Origin of the sequence: Sphingobium sp. TCM1, from assembly GCF_001650725.1 — a bacterium.
Taxonomy (GTDB): domain Bacteria; phylum Pseudomonadota; class Alphaproteobacteria; order Sphingomonadales; family Sphingomonadaceae; genus Sphingobium.
Map to the genome: position 1 here is coordinate 214,824 of NZ_LXVX01000012.1, position 20,050 is coordinate 234,873.

Here is a 20,050-nt window from a genome sequence, read left to right on the forward strand (position 1 = left end):
GAGGATATAATGATGAAACGGGCCAACGTTGGCGCGATGCTTTTTGCGAGCACCGCTTTGAGCATTTCCGGGGTTTCTCTTGCGCAAGCTGTTCCGGTGGCGAAAGACGCCGCTTCCGGCGCTATCGGCATAGCGGATATCGTGGTTACGGCGCGTCGGATCGAGGAAAATGTCCAGACCGTGCCCGTCGCCGTTACCGCGCTTTCCGGTGACGCGCTAACCACGGCACAGGTAAGTGATATCACCGACCTTCAGCGGACCGCGCCCAGTCTCACGGTCGCGACCGGCGCGCCTTCGGCGTCCAGTTTCGCCTTTGTCGCAATTCGTGGGCAGGGCTCGCTTAACGCCAGCGTCGCCGTCGATCCCGCCGTCGCCATCTACATCGATGGGGTGTATGTCCCGCGGCCTTCGCAGGGGCAGGTGGAGTTGACGGACTTGGACCGCGCGGAAATCCTGCGCGGTCCGCAAGGCACTCTTTTCGGCCGCAATTCCACTGGTGGTGCGCTCAACCTGTTCACGGTAGATCCGCAGCAGGAATTCAGCGCGCGCATCAAGGCGGGATATGGCAATTATAACGCGTTTCAGGGCGGCGCGATGGTCAACGTGCCGCTGGGCGACCAATTGGCCTTGCGATTGAACTATGACTATAAGGAACGCGACGGCTACGGTCGCAACGTGACCTTGGATCGGCCGGTCAACGACCTGAAAAGCCATGCGGTGCGCGGCAAGCTGAAATGGGAGGCGCCGGACGGTAATTTTTCCGTTGTGCTGGCGGGTGATTATAATCACCAGAAGGACAGCGGCCAGCTCGTCACGCTTGCAGCGGCCAATCCGTTGAGTCCGCTGGGCGGCATTTTCCCGCTCGATCCCAATCCGGCCGATGCAACGCCCGTCGGGCCGTCATTAGCGGCCATCATGAACAGCTTCGCGCACAACAAGAGCAATTGGTATGAGACCAATGGTACTGGCTATTCCGCCAATGCCAACGTGCCCTTGTTGCTGCCATATAATGATACGAAGACCTATGGTTTCTCTGCCACCGTAAAGGCCAGCGTGGGCAGTGCCGATATCAAGTCGATCACGGCTTACCGATACAGCAATGCACGTGGCTTCATCGATCTGGATGCGACACCCATTCCTGTCCTATCCACCGAAAGCGGGTATTTGTCTAAGGCCTTCTCGCAGGAACTTCAATTGAGTGCTGACCTAACGGATCGCTTCAACATCATCTCCGGTCTCTATTATTCTCGGGAAACCGGCGTCGAGTTTTCGGATTTTCAGCCCTTCGGCCTGTTCAAGGATATGGGGCCACCGCCTTCTGTTGGCTATGTCGGCCGCAACGATGCGGACATCACCAACACGACATTTGGAGGCTATCTTCAGGGCTATTATAATCTCACGGACAAACTTCGCCTAGCCGCTGGATTGCGCTGGACGTGGGACAAACGTGCCGTCGAATTGCATAATTTGCAGGTTTCTGGTGCACCGGGCAATGCCGTATATTTCAATTCGGCTGCGGGCGGCTTCCGACCCAACTGCACCATCGTCCCCGATGACGGCAATCCTGCAAATTGTACGCAGACCAACCGCGTAAAGTTCGATTATCCCGCCTGGACGATCGGACTGGATTATCAGGCGACGGATGGCCTGTTCCTCTATGCCAAGAGCAGCCGGGCGTCGCATGCCGGGGGTTGGAACCTGCGCATCGGCGCGGTGCCTGCCTTTAGCCCCGAAGAACTGACCGACGTGGAATTCGGCTTCAAGGCTGATATGTTCGATCGCCGTCTGCGCTTGAACATGGCCGTTTTCCATAGCTGGTTGAAAGACTCGCAGCGCGTCGTCAGCGTTGGTGTCGGCAATCCGCCGATTTCCACTTCTTTCATCTCCAATGCGGGCGATATACAGCTTGATGGCGTGGAATTGGAGACGGTCCTTATACCATGGCGGGGGATGCAGGTGCAGGGTAATCTGTCCTACCTCTCCGGCAAATTCGATCGCGGCAGCTTTGTGGACGCCAGTGGCGACCGCAGCAACGAACCCCTCATCCAGGTTCCGCAAGTCCAGTATAGTATCGGCGCGACGCAGGTGGTTCCCACCGGTATCGGTGAAGCCAGCTTCCATTTGGATTACAGCTATGTGAGTAGTCAGCGCTTCTACACATCGCAAGGCAATCCAGCGAATGGCGGCGACGTACAGAATAGGCTCGGCAAAATTCCAATTTACGGGTTGCTGAGCGGGCGCATCGCGCTAAAGTTTGACAATCCCGGCAGCGAACTCGCCGTCTGGGGCCGTAACCTTACCAAGAAAAAATATGTCACCCGCGCTTTCCCCGATCTCTACACGGATCTGGGCATCGCCACCGAATATGTAGGCGAGCCAAGAACCTATGGCCTGACGCTCAGCTATACATTTGGCGGCGGCGGGCGCTAGTCCAGACCCTGATCGCGGACGGGCAGTAGTGACTGCCCGTCCGCCAGTCGCTTGATCCCGAAGATCAGCAGGTCGAGACCGAGATCGATACCATGTTCGACGCGCTCGGCGGGAATGGCGAGATGACCATCCGCGTCCGACAGATTTTCATGTAGAACGAGACTGCCCAGCGTGATGATCGAGAATTGCACAAAGGCGATCTCCACCTGCTCCGCATTCAATCCGGCGTCGCGCAACGCCTGAAGCACGCCTTCGCGCATCCTGGTCCCGTGGACGCGGTTATGGGTCCGCAATGCTTTTGAAAGAATATTAGCTGGAATGCCGCGATATTCTCGAAAGGCGCGCTGCGTCGCGGCATTGACCGCGCGCAAGCGATCATCCCAATTGCCTTGGGAAAGATCGGGCATCGTGCTGCCGGTAATCTCGTCCGCGAGCAGCGCGACCATGTCCTCCTTGTCATGCACATGATGATAAAGCAGGCGGGGGGAAACACCTAAATCGCCGGCTACGCGACGCATGTTGAGCGCCTCCAACCCTTCCGCCCGCGCAATGTCCATCAGCACCGCGATCAGCCGATGCCTGTCCAGCGCCGGGCCGTCATCGAGCCGTGGCCGGCCGCGTCGAGGGCGATCAACGCGTGGCGACAATGGACCGAACCGTTCGGCCGAGATCCGCGGCGCCAGACTTGTCGCGGGCGGCGACTGCGTCGTCGGATGCAATGAACCGCACGACATCCACCACATTCTGCAGCTTGCCTGCATTGGGCGATTTTTGATGTTCGATGACCGCGTCCTTCATAATTTCCGGCGTGGTTTCGATAGCCAGCCGAGTCAAGACCAAACCAATCCCCAGCGCGTGTGCCGGCCGACCCTTCCGCACGACAGGTTTATCCAAAGTCCGGTGCTCCATGATCTGGCCGAAAAGAGAGGTATGTCATGGATTTGGGAATTAGCGGGAAAGTCGCACTGGTCACCGGTGGCAGCAAGGGCATCGGACGCAGGATCAGCGAAATGCTTGGGGCTGAAGGATGCAAGGTGGTAGTCGCCGCGCGTGAACAGGCCGCGATCGACGCTACGGTGGATGCCATTCGTGCCACTGGGGGAAAGGCGATCGGCGTAGCGGGGGACCTGACCGAAGTCGGCAATTATGCGGCGGCGGTGGAGGTGGCCAAATCCGCATTCGGTCCGCCGGAAATTGCAATTTATAATATGCTTGCACCGAAACCCGGTGCGTTTTCCGATCTTGACGATGATGATTTTCGCTTGGCCTATCATCTGGTCCATGTCTGCTACATGAATATGGTCCGCGCGGTACTGCCGGGCATGAAGGATGCGGGATGGGGTCGTGTCGTAACGGTCGGGTCCGGCACCGCCAAATCGCCGCTGCGCACCACGCCGTTTTTCTCTTACGTGCTTGCCAATGCCACCCGTCCGGGGGCGATCGGCCTCAACAAGACACTGGCGGGCGATTATGGCCGGTTCGGCATCACCTTCAACACCATCGGCGTCGGCGCGATCGTGACCGAGCAATCCACCGAGTGGCTCAATGCGCGCGCGGCGGAATCGGGGCGCAGCTTTGACGACATCATGCACGAGTTCTTCGCCAACAATCCCCTGAATCGACCGGGCAAGGTGGATGAAGTCGCGTCGCTGGCGCTGTTCCTTTGCTCGCAGGGGTCCGGCTTTACGACCGGTGAGACCATCCTGTGTGACGGCGGCCAGGTGGAGGGGCTGCTCTGATGACGCAAAGCATCGCCATGACCGGCGCTTCGGGGATGCTGGGCCGCCCGATCATCGCTGCTTTGCGGGGCCGGGGACATCGCCTGAAAATCCTCTCCTCCAGCGATACCTCCGCAGCGAAGCTTCAGGCGCTGGGCGCGCTGGAGGTCGTGCGTGGCGATTTCAGGAACGATGCCGATCTCGATCGCTTGTTGGCCGGCGCGGATAGCGTGCTGCATATCCCGCCATCGGTGGTCGAGGACGAAGACCGGATCGGCGTATCCATGATCGCGGCCGCCCGGCGCGCGGGCATCGGACATTTTCTGTTCATGTCCTGTTTTCACTCAATCATTCCAGAACTGCGGCATCATGTGAACAAGCTGCGCGTGGAACAGGCTTTGCTGACGTCGGGGCTTTGCTGCACCATTCTGCAACCGGCGATGTTCATGCAAAATCTCGGCTTTATCTGGCCGAAGGTGCAGGCGACGGGACGGTTCGCATGGCCTTGGGACCCTGAGCGACATTATTCGATGGTCGACGTGGTCGACATTGCGGAGGCTGCCGCGATCGCCATGACAGATCCCTGCCTGCGCGGTGGCATCTATGAATTGTGCAGCAACGATATTCTGACTGGCACGCAGATGGCGGCGCTTTTGAGCGATGCGATGGGGCGCAAGGTGGAAGCCGGGAAGCAGGATGCCGCGGAATGGTCGGCGGCTATGCGCGCTACCGGCGCGCCGGCATGGACGGTGGAAACGGTGGCGGGCATGTGTGCTTATCATGACGCCCATGGCTATGACGGCGGCAATGGCTTTGTGCTTGAGGCGATTATTGGTCGCAAGGCTACGCGGTACGCGGAGTTTGCACGGCGGTGGGTGCTGGACATGCGCGGATGATGGCGGCGGTTAACCCGCGTGCTCCATCCCGCCGTGCTTTAAGGCAGAAAATGAAAATAGTCTGGCCAGAATCCGGCGTCAGCGAATGTTAATGGAATAGTCGGAAACGGTCACCGCTGACGCAAGCCCACCGTAATTTCCTTTGTGGAAAATCAGGGGATTGCCCGGCGCGTGGATTTCCAATGCATCGACGTGGCCGATCACTATATGGTGATCGCCCGCTTCGTGGACGGCAAATAGCTTGCAATCGATCCATGCCAGCGCGCCGTCCAAGATGGGATTACCAAGGTTGGACGGATGGCACGCGACATTTGCAAATTTGTCAGGCGCCTTGGAAGACAGCTTCCGGCACAATGTACCCTGGTCATCCGCCAGCACATTGACGCAAAATTGGCCGCTGCTTTCGATCATGGGCCACGTGGATGATTGTTTGCCCGGAAAGAATGCGACCAGCGGCGGCGCCAGCGAGACCGACGTAAAGGATCCAACGATCATGACCGCCGGAGGACCATCCTGCCGCGCTGCGGTTATGGCACAGACGCCGGTGGGATAATGGCTCATGACATGACGGAAGGTGACCGCATCGATGGCGGAAGCAGTCATTTTTTTACGCTCCGTCCGCGCAGAAGCATAATCGGCAGGGAAAACAGCGTTTTCCAGGAAACCATGCTGAAGGCGTCCCAGAGGTCCTCTGGCTTCACATGGATCACGGTCGCCATGCTGCCCATCATCTTGCCTTTGATGACCAGCTTGTCGCCATCCTTGTCGATGGACTTTATGTCCATCATCTCGATGCCATCCTTATTGTGCACTTTCATGCGATGACCTTTTCGAAATCGATGCCGAGATCGTCAAAGATGACCTGCGCGACATTGCGGCCCGACGCACCGGTGACGCCGCCGCCCGGATGGGTGCAGGCGCCCGACATATAGAGGCCGTCCACAGGCATTTTATATTGGGCATAGCCTGGTACCGGGCGCATCCCGCCCAGCTGGAAGTTGTAGAGGCCCAGATGGCCGATGTCGGCGTTGATCATCGAGATATTGCCGCGCTCTAGATCGAGCGGGGTGTAAAATTTGGTGGCCAGGATATTCTCATCGCCCATGTTGGTGGTGACTTCGCGCAGATCGTCGAGGAAACCCTGCGCCACTTCCGCACCGATCTCGTCCCACTTGGCCGGGCCGCCATTTTTGAGATTATAGGGTGCAAAGGCGTAGATGTGCAGCGCGCTCTTGCCCTCGGGCACGCGGGTCTTGTCGATCTTGTGTTGGCCGACCCAAGCGGCGAAGTCGCGGCGCGGAATGCCATATTCCATGTCCCGGAAGGCCTGCGCGAATTCCTCCACATCGCTGTGCGACCGTTCGATCCAGAAGAAGGGATCGACGCTGTCGCCGATCTTGAACTTGGGCTCTTCGTTCAGCGCCAGATGCATGACGAAGGGCTGGATGCTGGCGGATTTTAGCGTGTTCACATGGTTCTGGAAGCCGGCGGGCATCTCCTGTCCCGGAAGCATATGGGGGAAGACCTGCTTGACATGCAGATTGGCGATCACGCCCTTGCGCGCGAGGATTTCCTCGCCGCTGTCCAGGATCACGCCCGAAGCCTTGCCGCCGTCCATGCGGATCTGCGAGACGGTGCTGCCGAGTTGCGTCACGCCGCCATGATCGCTCAGGCACATGAGCAGGCGATCGACCAGCGCGCCCGATCCACCCACCGGTACGCCGGCGCCGAATTTGTGCATGAAGGGCAGGATGATGTAGAAGCCGAAGCCCGTGCCATTGTCGAAAGGGTTGGTCATCGCTTCGGAAGCGTAGCGCGCCAGGCCGATCTTGATCTTGGGATGGGTGAACCATTCGTTGATAAGGTCCCAGCTACTGATCGCCTGAAGCCGCATCAACTCGCGGCCCTCGGGCGTCTGGTCCATCATCATCGCCTGCATTCCGACAGCCGGCGGCACCGAGAACATGCCCATCACCAGCATGTCGAGCATCTTGAACACGGTCTGGTTGAAGCGGTAATAGGCCTCTGCATCCCGCTCCGAAATCCTGGCGATCGACTGGCATGTTTCTTCCAGCCCGGTGTGGAATTCGAGGATGGTGCCATCATCGAAGATCGCCGCCGTCATCTTGCCGGGGTTGAGATATTCCAGCCCATATTTGGATTTTAGGCCCAGTTCGTCGTTGACGAGCAGCGGATTGGCCTGCAGCATCGTGTGGGCAACGCTATGGGTGTCATGGCGAAAACCGGGCAGGGTCGTGTTGTCATGGGTTATGACCCCTCCGCCGATCTTGTCATTGCGTTCGACCACGCAGACGGACAGGCCCGCCTTGGCCAGATAACATGCCGCCACCAGGCCATTGTGGCCGCCGCCGGCGATTACATAGTCATAGGTCTGGGCCACATTTCTCTCCCGTAACGGAATTTGTCGAATTGCATCCGCTGTGCGCGGGGCAGAGGCGATTCATCGCCTGTCGATGGATAGGGAACGATCATCAAAGCACGCGGACGAGATCGAACGGCGTGCGATGGCGGGGACGGGCGGCCTGTCCGCCCGTCCTCGCTCACCTTCAGAGGAAGACCGCGAGGTTCGACATGCCCAGAACCGACTGGTCGATGATGATCTCGCGGCGGGCGATCTGCCAATGGGCCGGTCCGATTCGGCGCAGCATGTCACGTCGTTCGGCCGAAATTTCCTTGTAAGTGGGATCATCATAGCGGCTGCGCTTCATGTAAAGATAGCTGCTCACCGCAAACTCATCCTCCCGGTCGGTGTCGCGTACCAGAATGTTGGTGACGAGACGCCGGGTGCGTGAAGGCGGGTCTTCGGCCCAGGCGCTCTTGGTGCCCAACCGACCCAGGCGGCCCATAATCGAGCGATAATCGTCGTCGAAATGCCGGGCGTTGCGCACGATGTCGTCGTTGCGGGCAGGCCCCGTGCGGGTGATGCGCAGCGGTGCGGTATAGCGCAGGTCCTTCGCCAGCATCGCCGTCCAGGTGTCGAAATCGCGGTGATCGAGCGCCAGCGCTTCCTCATACAGAAACTGCGTCACTTCATTATAGATGGGTGATCCAACCATCACGCGCGCGCCCGTCATTTCGCCGATCGCGGTCATTTCTGCGGTTGCCATTCATTCTCTCCCAATCAGCAAGTTCAGGCCGGTGTCGACATCAGTTCCCGATAATACATCCACCAGTTCCACTGGGTGTCGTCCTTCGTGAAGCCATCATAGACCAACCCGCCGCCGGGCCAGTTTTCAGGCTTGTTGACGCCCAGTAACGCCTGATATTTCAGGGTGGATCGTCGGCCCTGAGCGCCCTTGGCATTCAGATACATTTGCGGCCAGGTGTCCGCGTCGTCCTGTTCGATCGTGCCCGACGTGCCGGTCTGCTGCACCGAGTTGGCGAGCATATCGCGCTTCATTTCAGGCGTCGCATCGCGTTCGGCGAAAATATAGTTGACAAACTCGACCTGTCCCACGCCGCGCGGATTATAGGTGTGCAGCGTAAGTGCGCCGGGATAGCCGTCATCGTCACGCGGGGCGTAGATGAAGGCGAGCAGGATGTTGGGGAACATGCCACCGACCTGCGGCGCGCAGGTGGCGAGGAGGCGAAGCTGGTCGGCGCTCATCTTGGCCCGTACCTGGTCCAGCAATTCCTTCTGGATTCCGGGTGGCGGCAGCGTCTCCATCCGCTCCTCGACGCTCATTTCCTTGATGTCGGTACGGCCGATCAGGAAGGCGAAGATTGTTTCCGCCGGGATGCAGCGGAGCGCATGGCCATGTTCATGGCCGATATCGACGCCATACATCGCCGGGGCGGCGGCGTAGATCGTCTCCGGGTCGGCGGCCATGACGCCCGTTTCCATCAGCGAACGATGGAGCGTCAGCGTATGGAAGCCGTCCGCCGCCGATTGTTCCGCCGCGGTCTTCCAATTGGCATTGATAACGAAACGCTGCGGCGGACCGAGCAGTTCTAGGCCGCCCTCGGTCCGGTCGAATAACATGTCGTAATAGAATTTCATGTCGCCCAGAAATTCGTCGAAGGACGGTCCGTCGATATTCCAGGTGGCATAGATCATGCCGGCATAGAGATGGACGCGGGCCTTGCGCAGGCCAAGCTGCTCCTTCGCCATGATCGTGCCGTGCATATTCTCCCGCTCGATGGGTGATCCCACGAAGCTGCCGTCCGTGCGAAACGCCCAGCCATGATAGATGCAGCGATGCACCTGCGCATTGCCGATTTCCGCCGTGCACACCTTCATCCCGCGATGCGGGCAGACATTGAGCGACACATGGATTTCCCCGGCGCGATCGCGTGAGACGATGACCTGGTCCTCGCCCATATAGCGGGTGACGAAATCGCCGGACTTGGGAATCTCGCTTTCATGACCGAGCAGCAGCCAAGTTTTGCCGAAAATCCGTTCCATTTCGAGGTCGTGAATTTCCTGGTCGTGCAGCAGGCGCATCGACACCTCATTGGTTTCGACCTTGATCAGCTCGTCCAGCGATGTGCCGTCGGATAGCCGAAGTGGCGACTTGTCGAGCATATTCCTCTCCATGGGTGAAATTGGTTGAACGAGTTATACAGAAAATGCACGATTCGTTCAATAATCAATTTATATGTCGGCGGAAATGACTGGCCGATCGGAGCGTGCGGCGAGCAACGACTAGAAGAGGAGGGATGCATGGATGCGTTGGAAAGATTGGAAGCGATCGCCGAGATTCGCGCGCTCAAGGCGCGCTACTGTCGGTTGCTCGACAGGAAATCATGGGAGGAATGGGGGCAGGTTTTTACGGCCGACGTGGTGATGGATGTGTCCGATGACATAAAGCCAGCCATGGGCGAGCAACTCATATCGGGTCGCGGGAAGGTCGTCGAACAGGTTCGCGGCTTCATGCAACAGGCCGTGACCATGCATCAGGTACACGAGCCCGAAATAGCACTGACAGCTCCGGGAAAGGCGCGCGGGATCTGGTCGATGCAGGACTTTGTCGCCTGGCCCGATGGCGTCGAATCGCCGGTACCGTTCCGATCGACGCGGGCCCTTGGCTGGTATGAGGCGGAATATGCGATCGAGGACGATCAATGGCGGATCGCGCGTCTCAAGCTGGTGCGTCAACATGCGGAGATGAACTGACATGGCCGCATCGATCGACATCCAGGCGCTATTCGGCCTGACGGGCAAATCTGTGTTGGTCACCGGCGCGGCTGAGGGCATGGGGCGCGAGATTGCCCTTTATCTCGGTTCCGCCGGCGCCAAGGTCGCGCTTGCCGACATCAATGGGGAAGGTGCAGCCAAGGCAGCCGCCGAATTGACCGCGTTGGGTGTCGAGGCCATCGCGATCACTATGGATCAGGGCAAGGAAACGGACGTCCGCGCGGCGGTGGAGCAGGCCAGTTCCGCCTTTAGCGGGCTGGACCTGTTGGTCAACAATGCGGCGATTCAGGACAAGGCCTATTTCAGCGAGACTGACGCTACGTTGCTGGACCGGCTGTACGCGGTGAACCTGCGCGGCCCGTTGCTGTTGGCGCAGGAAGCTGCGCGCATCATGACGTCGCAGGGACGGGGCGGCGCCATCGTCAACATCGGCTCGCTTGGTGGCGTCCATCCGATGATGCGCGGGCTGACAGGCTATAATGCGATGAAGGCCGCGGTCCATTCATGGACGCGGCAGGCGGCACTGGAGCTGGGGGAGCAGGGCATCAGGGTCAACGCCATCTTGCCCGGACCTGTTCCGACTGAGGGTTCCCTGCGGTCCCCAGGACCGTTGGAGACCGAAAAGCTGATGACCAAGATGCCGCTGCCCGTCGGTCGACTGGGTTTGCCTGGGGACATCGCCGCTGCAACGGTCTATCTACTGTCCGACGCATCAGCCTTTGTCACGGGTCATCTGTTGATCGCCGATGGCGGCTTCCTGTTGTTGTAGGGCCCGGATGGCGGATCGCCGATCGTAACCTGGTCGATCCGCCATCCCGCTTTGGCCCGAAGCTGATAAAGCCGTGACCGAACCTGCCGTGCGGACCTGGTCAGCGTTGATATTGCTTGCGGTCGATGCCCAGCAATTCGCTGCAATCCGCGCTCAATAGTCCGTCGGACCGATAGCTGTAATCGCCGGCGGCTTGGCGGCGCGCGAGGGCCTGCATTCCGGCGCGATATTTCTGGCCGGACTGATCGAACGGGCTATGCAGATCGCGGCGCCTGGTCGGCTCAAGATAGGCCTGGTTTTGCGGCCGGGTCATATAATTATCCTGCCCCGACACGATGTAGCTCGCCTTGGGCATGACATAGCGGAACGGGCTAAGCGTCCCCGACATGTTGAAGGTATAGTCCAGCCTGCACCGGTCACGCGTTTCGGGGATGCAAGGATGGAATAACGGCACGTCGAACCCGGGGCGGTAGCGGCCATAGGCCAGCGCCACATGGCTTCGCAGGAAGATGTGGATGACGGCTCGCACGTCCTGCGTGCGGGCAAATGTACCCCCGACATAACGCATGACCGGCGCGACCGACTTGCCCTTGCAGGTGCGGATCATCGTCACCGTTTCCGACGTGGTGACAACTTCGATACCGTCGTCATCCGACAGGTCGTCGCCCACGACGCTGGCATGGAGATAATCGGCATGGGTCAGGTCGATCAGATTTTCCAGGCTGAGCGCGGACGTGCAGTCGAACCGAACGGTGCCCGACATATATTTGGGCAGTCCGCCATCGCGCGGCAGATAGGGCACATCGGGAAGGACCATCTCATCGGCGTTCGCGGGATCCCCATACCAGGCCCAGATATAGCCCCAGCGCTCGATGGCGGGATAGAAGCCCGTTCCCCCGGTGAAGAAGCCGCCATCCTTCACGGGATTGGCGGGATGAAATTCGCTGGCGACCGCGACGCCATTGCCATCGCGCCACAGATAATAGGGCTGGGAATGGATCGACCGGCGCACTGGCTTCCGGCCGACATGATGCGCGTTCGCCACCGGAAACCAGGCATCGCGCAGAATGACATCGCGCGGCGTCCAACTGTTGACACTGAAGCTGGGGTCATTTTCCGGGGGCAGCATGTTGGCGAAATGGTTCATGGCCAGGTCCTTCGGGTTCAGGCGGTCAGCGCGACAGCGGGGAGGTCATGCGCCATCGCCGGTTCATGCAATATGGTGGACACGTCGCGCGGCAGGATGCGCATAGCGTTGCCGTCAGGCGAACCGGTGATCGACAGCGGCGGCCTGCGGCCGGTCTTGGTGCGATGGCGTGCACGCCATCGTATTGCTGTGGTGCCACGCCGCGCCTCCACCAACGACAATGCGGCTTCCATGACCGCTTCATTGTCGCCATCGCGCAGGACGAGCCGACAAAAGCCGGTGCGGGGGTGGATCATGAAACGCAGCGCGAAGGGAAATTCCGCGCGCCAATGGTCGTTGAGCCAGCGACCGCCGAGCAATCCGCTCGACCTTCTGCAAGCACGTTCATAGACGATCATCCCGTCCAGCCATTGCGGATCGGCCAGCGGATATTCGCTGATGTGGATACCGGGAAGGGCGATCAGCAATTGCGGGCCATCCAGCAGCAACGCCATCAGGCGCGCCTGATCGACCGGGCTGTATGCGGTGCCGTGCAGCGGAAGATCGGGGGTGTCGCCGGCATTGACCTGTGGGGCCGCCTGTGCCGCGTCGCCGACAAAGACGAAGCCATCCCGTTCGATCGTCGGGAAGGCCTGTGCGCTGTAGATCGCCGGCAATTTGGCCTGCTGCCGGATCTGGGGAATATCGATGATCTGTCCGGTGCCGTCGAAGGACCAGCCATGATAGCCGCATTGCAAATGCCCATCCTGGCGCACGCAGCCCAGCGACAGCGGTGCGCGGCGGTGGGGGCAGCGATCTTCCAGCGCATGGGCGACGCCATCACCGTCCCGCCACAGAACGATCTGCTGGTCCCCTATATCCACGCCCAGCGGTTTTAGGCTGGTCACTTCTTCCGACAACGCAATGGCGATGGGTTGGCGGCTATGCTCTGCTATCAACATATCGGGCCCTCTCTCCTATTAAATTGACAGATGACAATTTAGAGTCAAGCTGGATAGATGACGCGCAACAACGGAACGTGCGAAGTGACATCGAAAGACATACGAAAAGTCCCCGGAACAAGGCCTCGAGGACGGCCGCCGCGCTCGGCCGAGCCTGTGGGCGATGACGATACGTTGCTAGCGCAGGCGTTCGATATCTTCACGCAATGGGGCTATGAGGCGACATCGCTCAGGGACATGGCGCGACGAATGGGCGTCAGTCACAATTTGCTGCCGCTGCGCTTCGGGACGAAGGCCGAGATGTGGAAACGGGCGGTTGACTTGCGCGTCGGCCAGTCTTCGGCCGCCTCCTTTGCCGTGCTTGCGCAAGTCGACTTGCCTCCGCAGGAACGGATTGTGAAACTGATCCGTACCTATTGTGACACGGCGGCGGCTCATCCTGAGGTGACGCGCCTTTTCGCGATCGAGGGAATTCATGAAAGTTGGCGACTAGACCATCTGGTCGGAACATTTGTCGAGCCCTTTCGCCGTGAGCTTGAAGCACTGCTTCAGGCGCTCGCCAGGGATGGGAGTAAGCCGGTATCGGCGATCGCGTTCATGTCGCTGTTGGTGAATGGCGTTGGCACCTATTATGCCGCCCGGCCGCTGGCGGAGCGGTTGGACACGCCCGCCGAAGGGCAGGAGAACATAAGGGATCGGTTTGTGGCTGTGCTGGTAAAAGCGGCCACTGGCTGATGCAGGTCGGCACCGCCTTCCCATGGATAGGTGAAGAAGTGGCGCGCCGTACCGATTTTGCATCCCGACATAAGACTGCTCGGGAGAGAATATGATAAAGTTTGGCAAGACAGGCTGGCTATTGGCTACGGTCGCAGCGGCATTGCCGGTAAGCGGCTATGCGCAAGATGTTGCGACGACACAGTCTCCCCCTCAGGAATCGGCATCGTTGGGCGACATCGTCGTCACCGCGCGTCGCCGCGAGGAAAAATTGCAGGACGTCCCCGCATCGATCACAGCCTTTTCCGGCGAAGCGCTGGCCAGTCGCGGCGTGCAGCAGATTTCCGATCTTCAGGCGATAACGCCCGGTTTCACCTTCTCGTCGGCGGGCGGCAAGAGCAATTCCAGCATGTCGTTGCGCGGCATCGGTCAGATCCCTTTGGGCGAGGCGACACCTGGCGTCGTCACCTATGTAAACAACGTGCCTTTGCCCTCGCTCGGTTCCAACCTGCCGACCTATGATGTCGGCAGTATCCAGGTGCTCAAAGGCCCCCAGGGCACCCTGTTTGGCCGCAACACGCTGGGCGGCGCGGTGCTGGTCGGCACGCAGCAGCCGACATATCAGTTCGAGGGCTATGCCCTGGCGACCTATGGTCGTTTCAACTACCGAGCGATCGAAGGCGCGCTCAACATTCCGATCATCGCCGACCATGTTGCGCTCCGCTTTGCCGGACAGATCAGACGTCAGGACGGGCGGATCGAAAATCTGAGCGGTGGGCCGGACTTCGATAATATCCATCAGGATGCGTTTCGCATCTCGTTGCTGTTGGAGCCGTTCGAAGGGTTCAAATCCACAACCATCTATGAATATTTCAAGGCTGATGAGCGAGCGGCAGGTGTTTCGCTGCTTCGCCGCAATTTCAGCTTTGGCAACCTGTTCGCGCCGCAACTCGGCCCGGTGGTCGGCGGTTTGTTCGGTGCGTCGCTGGATGCGCAGACCGATGCCTATCTGGCGGGAAAGAGCTATTATGGCGCTTATGACGCGGGTGAAAATGGCGGCGTAGCCTATCGCAGCGCCAAAAGCATTACCAATGACAGCAGCTATAATTTCGGCGCTTTTACCATCCGCAACATCTTTGGCTATCGCGAAACCTATAACCGCCAGTTGATTAATACAGGCGCGACGGGGCCGCTTTATCTGCCGACGACGCTCTTGGGCGCACCCGTGGACACCCCCTTCACGCTATTCCGCGCGGCGAATACAATCGATCGCAAATATATTACCGACGAGTTCCAGTTTCTGGGTGAGTTTGACGGCTTCAATTTCATCGTCGGTGCCTTCTATAACAGGGACGAGCCCAATGGTCCTTCCGGCTCACGCTTCGATGCATTTTCGACCCCGGCAACCCCGACGTCGTCGATCACTGCTCACGTCAAGAACGAGAATTACGCGCTGTTCGGCCAGGTCGGTCTTGATATCACCGATAGCCTGAAACTGACCGCGGGCGCGCGCTATAGCTGGGACAAGGCTGACGCATGTGGTGGCTTTTTTGCGGTCGGCTATGTTGACTACGCGACGTGCAAAACGCAGGCCGCGCTTGGTGTGGTCGACGGCGTGGGCATCGTCACCAACAAAGGCGAGGCGCCAAGCTGGACGCTGGGCCTCGATTACAAGCTGTCGTCAGACCTACTTCTTTATGTCGTGAGCCGTCGCGGCTATCGCGGCGCGAACGTCAACACGCCGCTGTTCGAAAGCCAGTTCACGACCGGCGGGACCGGCTGCACCTTCGGGACCTGCCCCGACCTGCGCCCATTCCAGAAGACCAAGGAAGAAACGCTGACCGACGTCGAGTTTGGTACGAAATATAATTTCAGCGCCGGCGGCGCACGGGGGCACCTGAACGTTGCGGCCTATTATAGCAAATATAAAAATGCGCTTCAGTTCCTGAACACGCAGACTCTGGGCATTCCCAACACAGCGCCCGACCAGCCGACCAGCGGGTCGCTGGGAGTGAATGTCGCCGATCTCACCATCTGGGGCGTGGAATTTGAGGCCGTCGTGAGCCCGACGCGGAACTTCACCTTCAGCTTCAACGGCGCCTACACCAATCAGAAGGTCGACAAACTGACGATCCCGGCCGGTTTCAACTTCACCGCGGCCGACGTGAACCTGCCCTCGCCCAAATTCGCGGGCACGATGGCGGTGTCTTGGACGACGCCGATCCACCCGGCCGATGGCGACGTCGTGCTGAACGCCGACCTGTTCATGACCGACGATTTCGCCGGACAGGTGGGCGAGAACCTGCCGGGCTACAAGCTTGCGAACGCGCGGATCGACTGGCGCAATATCGGAAATAGCGGCGTCGATCTGGGCCTGTTCGTGCGAAACCTGACGGGTGAGAAATATTATGCCGCGTCGGTGGTGCTTCTGCCATCCTTCCCTACCAGTTCGGTGGTGGTCGGCGAACAGCGGACTTGGGGCATCTCGGCAAAGGTCAGCTTCTGATGCGCAAGGCCGCGCGACTGGCCCTGATGGGCGTTGCCTTGATGCTGTCGCAAGGGGTGCAGGCAAAGGACAAGCCGGCCGCGCGGCCCAACATCCTGATCATCATGGCCGACGATTTGGGCTATTCGGATATCGGCGCCTATGGTGGCGAGATCAGGACGCCCAATCTGGACAGGCTAGCGGCGGGCGGCGTGCGTATGACGCATTTCCATTCGGCGCCATCCTGTTCGCCGACCCGGGCGATGCTGTTGTCAGGTGCTGACGCGCATGTCGCGGGCCTTGGCGCCATGGCGGAAGGGATACCGCCCGCCATGCGCGGACGCGAGGGGTTCGAGGGCGCATTGAGCCAGCGGGTCGCGACCCTGGCGGAACGCTTCGCCGCCAGGGGCTATGCGACCTTGATGGCGGGCAAATGGCATCTGGGCCAGGCCGATGGGCAACGGCCCGCGCAACGCGGTTTCCAGCATAGTTATGCTTTGCTCCAGGGTGCGGCCAATCATTTCGGCCGGGGCGGCTTCAGCGAAGATCCCAACCCGCTGACCAGCGCGACCTATGTCGAGGATGACAAGAGCGTCACGCCGGGAACGGATTTTTATTCCTCGGATGTCTATGCGCAAAAGATCATCGCGCAGATCGGCAAGGTCGGGAAGAAGACACCCTTCTTCGCCTATCTGGCGTTTACCGCACCGCATTCGCCGCTGCAGGCGCCCGTCGAAGACATCGCCAACTATAGAGGACGCTATGCCGATGGCTGGCACGCGCTGGCCCAGCGCCGGATGGCAGCGATGAGGGCGAAAGACGTGCTGCCCGGTACGCTGCCGATGGACAGCGCCAGCTTCGGTCCCAGCCAGCAAAGCTGGGACGCGCTGACGCCCGCGCAGCAAGCGGTCGAGGCGCGCAAAGCAGAAGTGTACGCCGCGATGATCTCGCGGCTCGACGCCAATGTCGGCAAGGTTCTGACGGCGCTGGAAAAAAGCGGTCAGCGCAATAATACGTTGATCCTGTTCCTGTCCGATAATGGTCCGGCAGGCGAAACGGCCGACCGTTTTTCGGTCATGCCAGGCGTGGCGGACAAATATGCGAAGGCCGACAACAGTCTGGCCGGAATGGGCGGTGCCAACAGCTTCCTGTTCTACAGCCCGCAATGGTCGGAAGCATCCTCCGCGCCCTCGCGCCTGTTCAAGGGATTCCTTACGGAAGGCGGGACACTAGTGCCCGCCATCTGGAACTATCCCGGTTTGCCCGCTGGCGCGACCAACGCCTTAGTCGGCGACGTGCGCGACATTGCGCCGACATTGCTGAAGCTGGCCGGTGTGCCGGTCGAGAACAGGATCGGCGATCGCAAGGTCGCCTATCTGGAGGGCGCAGACATCCTGCCATGGCTGGAGTCGGGCAAGGACAACCGGCCGATCACCCACGTCGCGGCGGAATTTTATGGTCAGGCTATGGTGCGCCAGGGTCCGTGGAAGCTGCTGCGCGTGCCCGCGCCTTTTGGCAGCGGACAATGGCAATTGTTCAACACGATCGACGATCCCGCCGAACGGCAGGATCGTTCGGGCGATCATCCCGACATGGTGGCAGGCATGAAGGCTGCGTGGAAGGATTATGCCATGCGCCACGGATTGCCTGAAGCACCGCCATCACCGCCTGCCGCAGGCCATCAGCACTGACGAGCGGCAACAACGAAAAATGGACAGGACCGGGAAGGAAAATCCTATGAGCAGACTGGATGGCAAGGTCGCGATCATTACGGGCGGCGGGTCCGGCATTGGCGCTGCGACGGCGAAACTGATGGCGGAGCGTGGCGCTAAGGTCGCGGTGACGGGGCGGACCGAGGCCAATCTGGCCGATGTGGTCGATGCGATCGGCGCGGCGGGCGGAGACGCGCTGGCGGTGGCGGCCGATATGCAGGACGAAAGCAGCATTGCCGCCATGGCCGAAAAGGTTGCCGGTCATTTCGGCCGGATCGACATCCTGGCTTCCAATGCGGCGATGACCGATCCGGCGGCGATGATGGCCGACGGCCCGGTGATCGAGATGGACAGCGCGCTGTGGGACAGGACTATGGCAGTCAATCTGCGCGGCGCGATGCTGGCCTGCAAATATACAATTCCGCACATGCTCAAGACCGGCGGCGGGGCCATCGTCTTTTCCGGGTCGGGCAAGGGATTGCAGGGCGATCTCGACCAGATCGCCTATGGCACGTCAAAGGCGGGCCTCATCGGCTTGATGAAATATGTCGCCACCCAATATGGCAAGCAAGGCATCCGCGCCAATCTGGCGCTAATCGGGCTTGTCATGACCGAGGCGCTCGATCGCACGTTTCCCGATGCGGCCAAGGCGCTGTTCATGGAGCATCACCTGACGCCCTATCTGGGCAAGCCCGAACATGTGGCTGAAGTGATCGCCTTCCTGGCATCCGATGCGGCTGCGTTCGTCACGTCGGCGGTGGTGCCGGTCGATGGCGGATTTACCGCGCACAGCCCGGTGTTCGCCGACGTCAGCCGGATGAAGGCGCAGATGGCCGGTCGGCAATAGGCCGACGAGCGGTTCGGCGCCTGCCACTGGATAGGGTTTTGCCGTTCGGGTCACGTCTAGGACAGAAGCATGGATTTCGCGCTTTCCGACGAGCAACTGGCCTTTCGCGACATGGTGCGGCGCTGGGTGAATGCGGAGCTTCCCAAGGACTGGTGCCGCGCGCTGGAGGCCGACGAAGACCATTATCCCTATGCGCTTTGGGACAGGCTGAAGGCGCAGGGCTTTTTCGGCATCGGCATAGGCGAGCAATGGGGCGGGCTGGGCGGCGACGTCGTCATGCAGATGATCTTTGCCCGCGAGTTGGCGCGAACGGCTGGCGGCCTGCTGTGGGTGTGGGGCCTGACGTCCTTCGGCGGGGCCAAGACGATCACGGCGGTGGGGTCGGAGGCGCAGAAGGCGCGCTGGCTTCCAGCCATGGCGGCCGGCGACCTGCGCGTGTCGCTCAGCATGACGGAGCCCGGCGGGGGCACCGACGTGCTCGGTGCGATGAAGACTTTTGCCGAAAAGGTCGATGGCGGCTGGATCCTCAGCGGCGAAAAAATGTGGACGACGGGCGCGAAGGCGGCCGACCGGCTGCTTGTGCTCGCCCGCACGCAAAAGAATGTCGCGCGCAAGCATCATGGCCTGACGCTCTTCTTCGTCGATGCCAGGAGTGCGGGCATTAGCTCGACGCTGCTGCCAAAGCTTGGGATGCGCGCCATGGGATCGTGCGCGGTGCATTATGACGGCGTTTTCGTGCCGGATTGCGATGTGCTGGGCGAGCCCGGCCAGGCATGGGGTGCGATGCTACCCACGCTCAACAATGAGCGGATCATGGTCGGTGCCCAATGCCTGGGGGCGATCGACGCGGTTCTGGAGGATGCGCTCGATTACATGCAGCAGCGGCGGGCCTTTGGGCGGCTGATCGGCGAGTTTCAGGCATTGCAACATTATGTTGCGGACATCGCCTGTTGGCAGGTCCAGACCGAATTGCTGCTCTACAATGTCGCCTGGATGCAGGCGCAGGGCATGGCCTGTGGGATAGAGGCCAATATGCTCAAGATGGTCGCGACAGAGAATGCGGTACGGGCCGCCGACCTTGGCATCCAGATATTGGGCGGCATGGGCTATTCGGCGGAAACCGACATGCAGCGTTACTGGCGCGATCACCGCATCCTGCGCATGACCCCCATTTCCAACGAGATGGTCCGCAACTCCATTGCCGAAAGTCTCGGCCTGCCACGATCTTTTTGA

At 60.3% G+C, this 20,050-nt stretch carries 19 protein-coding genes; 10 read left to right on the plus strand and 9 right to left on the minus strand.

Annotated features, from left to right (window positions below; translation table 11 throughout):
- Positions 1 to 9 precede the first annotated feature (9 nt).
- Entirely contained in the window at positions 10 to 2,430 is a 2,421-nt protein-coding gene (locus A7Q26_RS09940; protein ID WP_066859225.1) for a TonB-dependent receptor, read from the plus strand.
- Here A7Q26_RS09940 and A7Q26_RS09945 read toward each other — a convergent pair.
- Together A7Q26_RS09945 and A7Q26_RS25545 are read right to left on the minus strand one after the other, a co-directional pair.
- Positions 2,427 to 3,077: a TetR/AcrR family transcriptional regulator gene (locus A7Q26_RS09945; protein ID WP_066859226.1), complete on the minus strand. Its 651-nt coding sequence runs from the start codon at positions 3,075 to 3,077 to the stop codon at positions 2,427 to 2,429. The genes A7Q26_RS09940 and A7Q26_RS09945 overlap by 4 nt on opposite strands.
- Positions 3,061 to 3,324, minus strand: coding sequence for a hypothetical protein (locus A7Q26_RS25545; RefSeq protein ID WP_198162905.1), 264 nt, complete (start codon positions 3,322 to 3,324; stop codon positions 3,061 to 3,063). The genes A7Q26_RS09945 and A7Q26_RS25545 overlap by 17 nt, the downstream gene beginning before the upstream one ends.
- 41 nt (positions 3,325 to 3,365) lie before the next feature.
- On the opposite strand from A7Q26_RS25545, the gene A7Q26_RS09955 reads away from it, so the two are divergent.
- Positions 3,366 to 4,169 (plus strand): SDR family oxidoreductase, encoded by an 804-nt coding sequence (locus tag A7Q26_RS09955; RefSeq protein ID WP_066859228.1) that lies wholly within the window; start codon positions 3,366 to 3,368, stop codon positions 4,167 to 4,169.
- Positions 4,169 to 5,044, plus strand: a complete 876-nt coding sequence (locus A7Q26_RS09960; RefSeq protein WP_066859229.1) for an SDR family oxidoreductase — start codon at positions 4,169 to 4,171, stop codon at positions 5,042 to 5,044. The genes A7Q26_RS09955 and A7Q26_RS09960 overlap by 1 nt, the downstream gene beginning before the upstream one ends.
- Before the next feature lie 78 nt (positions 5,045 to 5,122).
- Here the strand turns inward: A7Q26_RS09960 and A7Q26_RS09965 are convergent, their stop codons facing one another.
- The 5 genes from A7Q26_RS09965 to A7Q26_RS09985 form a co-directional block, all read right to left on the minus strand.
- Entirely contained in the window at positions 5,123 to 5,647 is a 525-nt protein-coding gene (locus A7Q26_RS09965) for a flavin reductase family protein (protein WP_066859230.1), read from the minus strand.
- Positions 5,644 to 5,862: a hypothetical protein gene (locus A7Q26_RS09970; RefSeq protein ID WP_066859231.1), complete on the minus strand. Its 219-nt coding sequence runs from the start codon at positions 5,860 to 5,862 to the stop codon at positions 5,644 to 5,646. Before A7Q26_RS09970 ends, A7Q26_RS09965 begins: the two co-directional genes overlap by 4 nt.
- Positions 5,859 to 7,445, minus strand: a complete 1,587-nt coding sequence (locus tag A7Q26_RS09975; protein ID WP_066859232.1) for a phytoene desaturase family protein — start codon at positions 7,443 to 7,445, stop codon at positions 5,859 to 5,861. Before A7Q26_RS09975 ends, A7Q26_RS09970 begins: the two co-directional genes overlap by 4 nt.
- Positions 7,446 to 7,611: 166 nt before the next feature.
- Complete coding sequence (locus A7Q26_RS09980; protein WP_066859233.1) at positions 7,612 to 8,172, minus strand: 3-phenylpropionate/cinnamic acid dioxygenase subunit beta; 561 nt, start codon at positions 8,170 to 8,172, stop codon at positions 7,612 to 7,614.
- Between the two features lie 23 nt (positions 8,173 to 8,195).
- Complete coding sequence (locus tag A7Q26_RS09985) at positions 8,196 to 9,590, minus strand: aromatic ring-hydroxylating dioxygenase subunit alpha (RefSeq protein ID WP_066859234.1); 1,395 nt, start codon at positions 9,588 to 9,590, stop codon at positions 8,196 to 8,198.
- Between the two features lie 24 nt (positions 9,591 to 9,614).
- Between A7Q26_RS09985 and A7Q26_RS09990 the strand changes: the two genes are divergently transcribed.
- A complete protein-coding gene (locus A7Q26_RS09990; RefSeq protein ID WP_157102524.1) occupies positions 9,615 to 10,181 on the plus strand; it encodes a nuclear transport factor 2 family protein in 567 nt (188 codons plus the stop codon).
- 1 nt (position 10,182) lies between these two features.
- Positions 10,183 to 10,971 (plus strand): SDR family NAD(P)-dependent oxidoreductase, encoded by a 789-nt coding sequence (locus tag A7Q26_RS09995; RefSeq protein WP_066859236.1) that lies wholly within the window; start codon positions 10,183 to 10,185, stop codon positions 10,969 to 10,971.
- A gap of 100 nt (positions 10,972 to 11,071) precedes the next feature.
- Here A7Q26_RS09995 and A7Q26_RS10000 read toward each other — a convergent pair whose 3' ends face one another.
- Both A7Q26_RS10000 and A7Q26_RS10005 read right to left on the minus strand, forming a co-directional pair.
- On the minus strand, positions 11,072 to 12,118 hold the full coding sequence (locus tag A7Q26_RS10000) for an aromatic ring-hydroxylating dioxygenase subunit alpha (protein WP_232313745.1): 1,047 nt from the start codon (positions 12,116 to 12,118) through the stop codon (positions 11,072 to 11,074).
- Between the two features lie 17 nt (positions 12,119 to 12,135).
- Positions 12,136 to 13,059: a Rieske (2Fe-2S) protein gene (locus A7Q26_RS10005; protein ID WP_066859237.1), complete on the minus strand. Its 924-nt coding sequence runs from the start codon at positions 13,057 to 13,059 to the stop codon at positions 12,136 to 12,138.
- Between the two features lie 57 nt (positions 13,060 to 13,116).
- Between A7Q26_RS10005 and A7Q26_RS10010 the strand changes: the two genes are divergently transcribed.
- The 5 genes from A7Q26_RS10010 (at position 13,117) to A7Q26_RS10030 (ending at position 20,050) form a co-directional block, all read left to right on the plus strand.
- Positions 13,117 to 13,794 carry a TetR/AcrR family transcriptional regulator gene (locus tag A7Q26_RS10010; RefSeq protein WP_084439070.1) on the plus strand — a complete coding sequence of 226 codons (678 nt, stop codon included), beginning with the start codon at positions 13,117 to 13,119 and terminating at the stop codon, positions 13,792 to 13,794.
- Positions 13,795 to 13,885: 91 nt separating this feature from the next.
- Entirely contained in the window at positions 13,886 to 16,279 is a 2,394-nt protein-coding gene (locus A7Q26_RS10015; RefSeq protein ID WP_066859239.1) for a TonB-dependent receptor, read from the plus strand.
- Positions 16,279 to 17,949: an arylsulfatase gene (locus A7Q26_RS10020; RefSeq protein WP_084439071.1), complete on the plus strand. Its 1,671-nt coding sequence runs from the start codon at positions 16,279 to 16,281 to the stop codon at positions 17,947 to 17,949. The genes A7Q26_RS10015 and A7Q26_RS10020 overlap by 1 nt, the downstream gene beginning before the upstream one ends.
- 46 nt (positions 17,950 to 17,995) lie before the next feature.
- Positions 17,996 to 18,817: an SDR family NAD(P)-dependent oxidoreductase gene (locus tag A7Q26_RS10025; protein ID WP_066859240.1), complete on the plus strand. Its 822-nt coding sequence runs from the start codon at positions 17,996 to 17,998 to the stop codon at positions 18,815 to 18,817.
- A 69-nt stretch (positions 18,818 to 18,886) separates the two neighbouring features.
- On the plus strand, positions 18,887 to 20,050 hold the full coding sequence (locus tag A7Q26_RS10030) for an acyl-CoA dehydrogenase family protein (RefSeq protein ID WP_066859241.1): 1,164 nt from the start codon (positions 18,887 to 18,889) through the stop codon (positions 20,048 to 20,050).